The following is a 7,948-nucleotide window of genomic DNA, read 5'->3' as shown; positions in this document are numbered from 1 at the left end:
CCGTCGCGGCCAGCGGGGCGGCCGCTGTCCTTGCGGTCGCCAAACTTGCCACCACGCCCAATGGCTGCGGGTTCTTCTTTTTTCATGCCGGGGCGGTCGTCGCCGCGCACGGCAATCACGCGTTTGGGCTGGGTCACCGGCTTGACTGGTTCAGCGACTGGCGCAGCTTCGGCTGCCTCGGCGGTAGCGGCTTCACCCGGTACAGCTTCACCCGCCGCAGCTTCCGTCGCCGCTTCGGTGGTTGCAGGCGCAGGTGCCGGTGCCTCAAGCTCAGGCGAAGCCATGTCCACATTGACCTCGGCAGGCCCGGCAGCAGCCACGGCGGCTTGCGCCAGTGCCTGGCCCGACAGCGCCGCTTCCAGCGCGGCCATGGCAACACGAATGGCCTGCGCGTCACCCGAGGCATTGGCTGCCTGCAAGGCTTTGGAAGCATCCAGCACAACACGGTCGCGCTCGCCCAAGGCGCCTTGGGCTTTTTCGCGCTCGGCGGTCTTGCGGTTGAAGGCCTCGTCGATCGGTTTGCGGAAAGCATCCCACAGCTTTTGCTCATGGCGACGGTCGATCGGCACCCGGTGCGCCTCGGCCTGCCAGCGCTGCTGCAGCGCCTTGACGGCATCAATGTGCAGCACCGGCTCGGCACCCAGCGCGCGGGCCTCGTCGATCATGGCGTGGCGCGCTTCCAGGCTGAGTTTTTGCAAGCTTTCCAGCGGTTCAGCAGCGTGGTCAATGGCGGCTTTCCAGAGCGGCTGCAGCTCGGCAAACATTTTTTCGCCGATGTGACCGGCCTCGCGCCAGCGCTCGCCAAACTGGTGCAACACGCGGCTAAAGCCTTTCCAGTCGTCGTCAAGCGCGACCCGGTTGGCCTCGGCCCAGGCATTGAGCTCGTCGATCAGGGCCAGGCGCTGGGCGCGGTGCTCGGCCGACTCGGTCTTCATTTTTTCAAGCCAGGCCTCAACCACCTTGTGAGCTTCGTTGCAGGCTTCGTCAAAGCGCTTCCACAGCGCATGGTTGGGCACACCGCCCTGGTCGGTCAGCTTCCACTGTTCGCGCAAGCCACGCAGCTGGTCCTGCATCTTGCGCCCGCCAATGGCCTGGCCTTCGGGGCGCTTGAGCAAGCCTTCGGCCTTGGCCACCAGTTCTTCGCGCAATTGGTCGGCACGCCAGCGTTGCCAGCCCTCCAGTTCGCCCGCTGCCACCAGCGCCGCATGGGCATGGGCTTCGAGCTTGTCGTCAATCAGGCGGCCGTTGTCCTTGAGCGCCTGGCGCAGGGCGTTGGCGGCACCGGCGCTGGCCTTGCCATGACCCTGGGCCATTTCATGCTCCAGCTTGGCCAGCACCTCGGCCACAAAAGCCGTGGCCTTGGCACGAATCTCGGGGTCCACCTTGGGCTTGGGCTGCGCTGGCACGGCTTGCAGCGGCACACCGCGCGCCAGCCGCAGCTCGTCGGCCCACACCGGCACTTTGGGCAGCGGCGCAGTGGCGTCTTGCGCGGCCGCCACGGTGAGCGCCAGCGCTTCCTGGAAAGCCTGCCAGACCAGTTGTAACTGGGCTTGCGAATCGTTCAGCTGCGAGACAAAACGCACATCAACACTGGCCCAGTTGGTGTCGCCCTGCAGCGCCTCGACCTCGGTTTGCCAGTGGGCCACATCCAGGGCCAGCGCCTGCTGGGCGGCCTGGGCATCGGTCCAGGGTTTGGTGGACAGCACCTCAACGCGCTGCGCCAGCAGCACTGCCGCCTCGCGCTGCACCTGCACCCGGTGCTGCAAGTCTTCGATGGCACGCACGCGCTCGACCAGTTGCGCCTTCAGGCCGGCCAGCGGCTCCTTGCTCAGCGGCGCGCCGGCTTTGGCGGCATCACGCTGCCAGGCCAGGGCATCGGCCAGATTGAGCTTGCTCAAGGCCAGCAGCGCCTGAGCCTTGTCGGCCCATTCCAGCGCAATGGTGGCCTGCGTCTTGCTGCGCTTGATCTCGTCGAGCTTTTCGCGCAGCAATTTGGCGGCACCCTTGTCTTTGCCGCTGAGTTCCTTGAACACCTGCTGCAACTGCTCGGCGCTTGGGCTGGTGGCCAGCCATTCGCGGATGCAGGCCATGCGTTCGCCCGAGGTTTGCTTGGAGAACGCACCATGCGTCAAGGCATCCAGTGGATGCGCCTCGGGGGTTTTGGCGCCGACGGCAGACGCTTCAGGGGTTGGGGTTGCTTTGCTTTGGGTAGAAAAAGGGAACATCGACATCGCGCACTAGATAGAGAAGGTGCCCGCAGCGAGGCGGCGGGAAGAAAGGCGTATTTTCGCCGGGTTTTGGCGGCTGTCCCAAAAAAACAATTTGCGACGAATCTGAACAGACTGTTCAAGCACCTCAATTGAGGCAATGACAACCATTCGCTGCACATTGGCGGGGCGGCTTTTTCACGTTAACCGTTGAAATTGCAGGCATTTTTTAGAATATAAAACCTAATCCATATGGTTGACCAGGTATATCCAAACCCCCTAGAATCCGCCATCCTTGACAAAATCAAGGGATAACCCTTACCCGCTGCCAACCCCGGCAACATCAAATCTCTGCACCACAGGCTTGGAAACCGCAGGATATTGATAGCGTAACAACCCATGCCTGGGATTCTGATGTGTGCTGCAAGTTTGTCTTGAAGCGGCATCGGCCCCTCGCGCAAGAAGGAGAAGCTATGACAGCATCTAACACCGTGAGTTCCAGTCTGAGGCAAGCGCTAGCTACCCTGACCAAGGGCTTGTTTCAAATTACCCACAACGGCTTTGCCCTGATCGGCCTGGCTGTCTTGTTTGCCGTGATGGCCCTGGTGGCCCGACCCGAGCTGCGCCAGATAGGCGAAAGCACGCTCTTTAGCTGGCTGCAACAGCGCCAGCATGAGGTTACCGGCATGGTCAGCGACCCCGTGGCCAGCGAGCGCGCCACCGCAACCGACCCCAAAGAGCTGCCCAAGCAGCAAGCCGCTGTGGCCTACTGGCTGAGCAAGAAATACCGCGTGGCGCCCGAGCCCATCGGCGCGCTGGTGGCCGAGGCCTACAGCGTGGGTGCGCAGGTCAAGATCGAACCCACGCTGATCCTGGCCGTGATGGCCATCGAGTCGCGCTTTAATCCGTTTGCCCAAAGCCACGTGGGCGCGCAAGGCCTGATGCAGGTCATGACCAAGATTCACAGCGACAAGTACCAAAGCTTTGGCGGCCAGTTTGCCGCCTTCGACCCGCTGGCCAACCTGCGCGTGGGCGTGAAGGTGCTCAAAGACTGCATCCGCATGGCAGGTTCTGTGGAAGGCGGCCTGAAATACTACGTAGGCGCGGCCAACCTGGAAACTGACGGCGGTTATGCCGCCAAAGTGATGGCCGAATACGCGCGACTGCAACAAGTGGCCGACGGCCGGCCCATCCGCACGCTGACACCGCAAGTTACCCCCGAGGCAACCGTGACCAAGGTGGTTGACACGCCCACTGTGCCGCAAGCAGCACCAAGCACTCCCGGCAACACGGCCACCGTGGCCATGGGCTGATGGTGTCAGTTAAACTCGGCCCCGCACGCAACTGGCGATAGGCTGCTTGTCCCGACCGGGCAAGCGGTTGACGTGGGAACACCACAGGGGAGCGTGCCGCAAAACCATGCGCGGTTTTGTGATCAGCCGTTCGCCTGGGCACCTTAACCCACTTCTTTAAGGACTGCCATGTTCAACCGTAACGTTCTCATTGAGCAAACCGACCCCGAGCTGTTTGCCGCCATCCAGGCCGAAAACCAGCGCCAGCAAGACCACATCGAGCTCATCGCCAGCGAAAACTACGCCTCGCCCGCCGTCATGGCCGCGCAGGGCACCCAGCTCACCAACAAATACGCCGAAGGCTACCCCGGCCGCCGCTACTACGGCGGCTGCGAGTTTGTCGATATTGCCGAGCAATTGGCCATTGACCGCGTCAAGCAGATTTTTGGATCAGAGGCGGCCAACGTGCAGCCGCACTGCGGCGCCAGCGCCAACGAAGCCGTGTTTTTAGCGTTTTTGAAACCCGGCGACACCATCATGGGCATGAGCCTTGCTGAAGGCGGCCACCTGACGCACGGCATGGCGCTCAACATGAGCGGCAAGTGGTTCAACGTGGTGAGCTATGGCCTGGACGCCAATGAGGCCATCGACTACGACGCCATGGAACGCAAGGCCCATGAGCACAAACCCAAGCTGATCATTGCCGGCGCCAGCGCCTACAGCCTGCGCATCGACTTTGAGCGTTTTGCCAAAGTTGCCAAGGATGTGGGCGCCATCTTTATGGTCGATATGGCGCACTACGCCGGGCTGATTGCCGCTGGCGTCTATCCCAACCCGGTGCCGCATGCCGACGTGGTGACAAGCACCACCCACAAGAGCCTGCGCGGCCCGCGCGGCGGCATCATCTTGATGAAGTCGCAACACGAAAAAGCCATCAACAGCGCCATCTTCCCCGGCCTGCAAGGCGGCCCGCTGATGCATGTCATTGCGGCCAAAGCGGTGGCTTTCAAGGAGGCGCTGCAACCTGAGTTCAAGGTCTATCAACAGCAAGTGCTGACCAACGCCCGCATCGTGGCCGAAACGCTCACCGAGCGCGGCCTGCGCATTGTCAGCGGTCGCACTGAAAGCCATGTGATGCTGGTTGATTTGCGCTCCAAAAACATCACCGGCAAGGAAGCCGAAGCGGTGCTGGGTGCGGCGCACATGACCATCAACAAAAACGCCATCCCCAACGACCCCGAAAAGCCCATGGTGACCAGCGGCGTGCGCGTGGGCACCCCGGCCATGACCACGCGCGGCTTCAAGGACGAAGAAGCGCGCCAAACCGCCCACCTGATCGCCGACGTGCTCGACAACCCACGCGACGAGGCCAACATAGCCGCCGTGCGCGCCAAGGTCAACGCCCTGACCGCGCGCTTTCCGGTTTATGGTTAATCATCCATGAAATGCCCCTTTTGCAGCCACCCAGACACCCTGGTGGTGGAAACACGGGTGTCTGAAGACGGGGGCTTTATCCGCCGCCGGCGCCGTTGCGCCGCGTGCGACAAGCGTTTTACCACCTACGAGCGCCCCGATGTCAGCTTTCCGGCCATTGTCAAAAAAGACGGCCGCCGCATTGAATACGAGCGCGCCAAACTGCTGGCGTCCATGAAGCTGGCGCTGCGCAAGCGCCCGGTGAGCACCGAGCAGGTCGATAGCGCGGTGGAGCGTATCGAAGAAAAACTGCTCAACCTGGGCCTGCGCGAAGTGCTGTCCACCCGCATTGGCGAACTGGTAATGTACGAGCTCAAAAAGCTCGACAAAGTGGCCTACGTGCGCTTTGCCAGCGTCTATCGCAGCTTTGAAGACATGGACGACTTCAGGATGCTGGTGGATGAGGTGGGACGCTGAGATTCCCAATTACACGGTTTTAGATTCCCTGATTTACGTTGATTGATTCCCAATTGCACGGTACCATGTGCAATCATGAACACCCCAACGCCACTCTATTCACGACTCATAACGGCGCGAGTTGCCGAGGCACTCACAGACACGCCCGTCGTCATGATCGCGGGTCCAAGACAGGCCGGCAAAACCACGTTGGTACGCCAGATAGCGAACCAGGAACTGCGCTACCTTACGCTTGATGATGAGCTGACCCGGTTGGCGGCCAAGGAAGACCCCGTAGGAATGATTCGCAACCTGGATAGGGCCATCATTGATGAAATCCAGCGTGCCCCGCAACTGCTGCTGGCCATCAAGAAGACTGTTGATGAGGATCGACGCCCCGGGCGCTTCCTGCTGACCGGATCGGCCAACTTAATGACGCTGCCCAGCGTGGCAGATTCGCTGGCCGGGCGAATGGAAGTCTTAACCTTGCTGCCTCTGTCGCAAAGCGAAATGCATGGCTCCACGCTCAACTGGCTGGACAGCGCCTTTGCCGGAGTTGTCCCAAAAGTGTCCACCCCAGTCGTCGGTGAGGCGCTGGTCGAAGCAGTGTTGCGTGGCGGTTATCCGGAAGCGGTCTCGCGCGCCACACCGCGTCGACGCACCGCTTGGGCTCGCCAGTACATCGACGCCATCATCCAACGCGACGTGCGCGACGTGACAGGCGTTGACCGGCTTGACCAACTGCCTCGTTTTTTGCAGGCCTTGGCTCAGGTCTCAGGTCAGATGTGCAACTACACCCAATTGGGCGGCCAGGTTGGGCTGGATCACAAAACGGCAGCCCGCTACGTCAATGTGTTTGAGCAGATGTACTTGCTCAAGCGAGTCGAAGTTTGGGCCAGAAACCGGCTCAACCGGGTGGTGAAAACCCCCAAGGTACAGTTCATCGATTCAGGCCTGCTGTCCACCCTGCTTGATTTCACGCCAGCCACAGCCGCACAAGATCGGAGCCGCTTTGGTCATGTGCTGGAAACCTTCGTTTACGGGGAACTACTCAAGCACGCCACCAGCGCAGAGGGGGACTACCAATTGCTCTACTACCGCGATCACGATCAATTCGAAGTCGATGTGGTGGTGGAAAACGCAGGCGGACAATTGGTTGGGGTCGAGATCAAGGCAGCAGCTTCGGTCGGGACAACCGATTTGCGCGGACTCAAACGCCTGGCCAGTATTGCTGGAGACCAGTTCAAGCTGGGCGTGATCCTCTACGATGGCACCGAGACCCTGCCGCTCGGCAATCGCATCTGGGCGGCGCCAATATCAAGCTTGTGGGGCCAGTAGGACGCTGATCACAAAGGGCATTTGGCCACCGTCGTCCTGACGGTGCGCGGCCGGCCGGTGCTGCTGATCACAATTTGGCGCGCCATCTGCGGCTCAGACGACACCAGACAAACCGTGAGCGTGCCGGCCTGGAAGGCACCCGAGGCGTAGGCAGTTTGGCCCATCGGGGTATAAGACACATAACTGGCCAGCGGTTGATTGCCAGTCAAATTAACAGGCGACTGCAGCGCATGCTCCCGCGACACAATCACCTCACCCGCATCGCGCCTGGCATTGTTGTTGGCATCATGAAACACGATCCAACCCTGCTCCCACCCCCCGGTGGTAATGCAGGCGTCGCCGCTGGCCGACTTGCACACCACCGCCCGTGCATTGCGTTTGATGGCCTCGCTGCGCGCGAGCAAAAAACTGGTGAAAAGTGAATTGACCGCCGTGGTCAGGCGCATGGAGTTGACCATGCCCGACAGGGCAGGCGCCGCCAGCGTCGATAGGATGGCCAACATTGCCACCACCACCATCAACTCGATCAACGTGAAGCCGCCACTGACAAAGCGCTTGTCCATGCGTATCCCCTCCAATATGTACTTGGGGCCGGTCTTGCGCCGGACTCAAGGGGAACAGACTACATCGGACAGGAGGGGTGCGCAATCCCCCATTTGGGGGGAATGTGGCTATAAAAATTTGAAAATAATCCAAAAATCCTTAAGGACAAGTGCCTGTCCTGGTGGTCTCCACTGACGCGCGCCCTGAAACTTTAAGCGATATTTTCCTCTCCTGACCACCTGGCGAAGGTGTTGCGCGGCACAGCTTCAAGGTAGCCTCTACCACGCCAACCCCAATGGGCTGAAAGCTGATGCTGTAGGCATCCCCGGTAAGCTGGTAGTCCGCCGACAGTGCCTGCTGATGCTGGACCACCGTGGTGCCAGCCAGCACTATCCAGCCCTGCTGCCAACCACCTGACCCGGCACATGCAGTGCCACTAGCCGAGCGGCACAGCGTGACCACCGCATTGCGCTTGATCGCCTCGCTACGCGCCAAGGTGGCGCTGGCTACAAAGTTGTTGGAATATGACGTCAATTTGTTGCTCAGGATGGCTTCATTGAAGGAAGGTGCCGCCAGGGCTGCAAGCACGCCCAGCACGGCGACCGTGACCATCAGTTCGATCAGGGTGAAGCCACGCATTTTCTTCGTGCAGCATGGCCACCCACGCAACAAAACGGGTTGATACATCATTGCTGGCCC

Annotated in this window: 7 protein-coding genes and 1 riboswitch; of the genes, 4 read left to right on the top strand and 3 right to left on the bottom strand. The window is 61.0% G+C overall.

The window, feature by feature from the left end:
* Positions 1-2,225: DUF349 domain-containing protein (locus IBX54_RS01980; protein ID WP_296540979.1), on the bottom strand; the 2,225-nt coding region annotated here is incomplete at its 3' end.
* 455 nt (positions 2,226-2,680) lie between these two features.
* Between IBX54_RS01980 and IBX54_RS01975 the strand changes: the two genes are divergently transcribed.
* The 4 genes from IBX54_RS01975 to IBX54_RS01960 all read left to right on the top strand — a co-directional run bounded on the left by IBX54_RS01975 (position 2,681) and on the right by IBX54_RS01960 (position 6,706).
* On the top strand, positions 2,681-3,520 hold the full coding sequence (locus IBX54_RS01975; protein WP_296540977.1) for a lytic transglycosylase domain-containing protein: 840 nt from the start codon (positions 2,681-2,683) through the stop codon (positions 3,518-3,520).
* Between the two features lie 17 nt (positions 3,521-3,537).
* A riboswitch (ZMP/ZTP riboswitch) is annotated at positions 3,538-3,667 on the top strand.
* Positions 3,668-3,688: 21 nt separating this feature from the next.
* Positions 3,689-4,933, top strand: a complete 1,245-nt coding sequence (gene glyA / locus IBX54_RS01970) for a serine hydroxymethyltransferase (protein ID WP_296540976.1) — start codon at positions 3,689-3,691, stop codon at positions 4,931-4,933.
* A 6-nt stretch (positions 4,934-4,939) separates the two neighbouring features.
* Positions 4,940-5,389, top strand: a complete 450-nt coding sequence (gene nrdR, locus IBX54_RS01965; protein ID WP_296540975.1) for a transcriptional regulator NrdR — start codon at positions 4,940-4,942, stop codon at positions 5,387-5,389.
* Between the two features lie 75 nt (positions 5,390-5,464).
* Positions 5,465-6,706, top strand: a complete 1,242-nt coding sequence (locus IBX54_RS01960) for an ATP-binding protein (protein ID WP_296540974.1) — start codon at positions 5,465-5,467, stop codon at positions 6,704-6,706.
* Between the two features lie 8 nt (positions 6,707-6,714).
* On the opposite strand, the gene IBX54_RS01955 is transcribed toward IBX54_RS01960, so the two are convergent.
* Entirely contained in the window at positions 6,715-7,269 is a 555-nt protein-coding gene (locus tag IBX54_RS01955) for a GspH/FimT family pseudopilin (protein ID WP_296540973.1), read from the bottom strand.
* Positions 7,270-7,408: 139 nt separating this feature from the next.
* On the bottom strand, positions 7,409-7,939 hold the full coding sequence (locus IBX54_RS01950) for a GspH/FimT family pseudopilin (protein WP_296540972.1): 531 nt from the start codon (positions 7,937-7,939) through the stop codon (positions 7,409-7,411).
* Positions 7,940-7,948 lie beyond the last annotated feature (9 nt).

This window comes from Rhodoferax sp., from assembly GCF_014859475.1.
Classification (GTDB): Bacteria; Pseudomonadota; Gammaproteobacteria; order Burkholderiales; family Burkholderiaceae_C; genus Rhodoferax.
This window is presented reverse-complemented; position numbering and strand designations above follow the sequence as displayed.

Excerpts from the sequence above, each read along its gene's own strand:
- glyA (WP_296540976.1), top strand. The coding sequence starts at position 3,689 with ATGTTCAACCGTAACGTTCTCATTGAGCAAACCGACCCCGAGCTGTTT.
- IBX54_RS01955 (WP_296540973.1), bottom strand. The coding sequence starts at position 7,269 with ATGGACAAGCGCTTTGTCAGTGGCGGCTTCACGTTGATCGAGTTGATG.
- IBX54_RS01950 (WP_296540972.1), bottom strand. The coding sequence starts at position 7,939 with ATGATGTATCAACCCGTTTTGTTGCGTGGGTGGCCATGCTGCACGAAG.
- IBX54_RS01960 (WP_296540974.1), top strand. The coding sequence starts at position 5,465 with ATGAACACCCCAACGCCACTCTATTCACGACTCATAACGGCGCGAGTT.
- IBX54_RS01975 (WP_296540977.1), top strand. The coding sequence starts at position 2,681 with ATGACAGCATCTAACACCGTGAGTTCCAGTCTGAGGCAAGCGCTAGCT.
- nrdR (WP_296540975.1), top strand. The coding sequence starts at position 4,940 with ATGAAATGCCCCTTTTGCAGCCACCCAGACACCCTGGTGGTGGAAACA.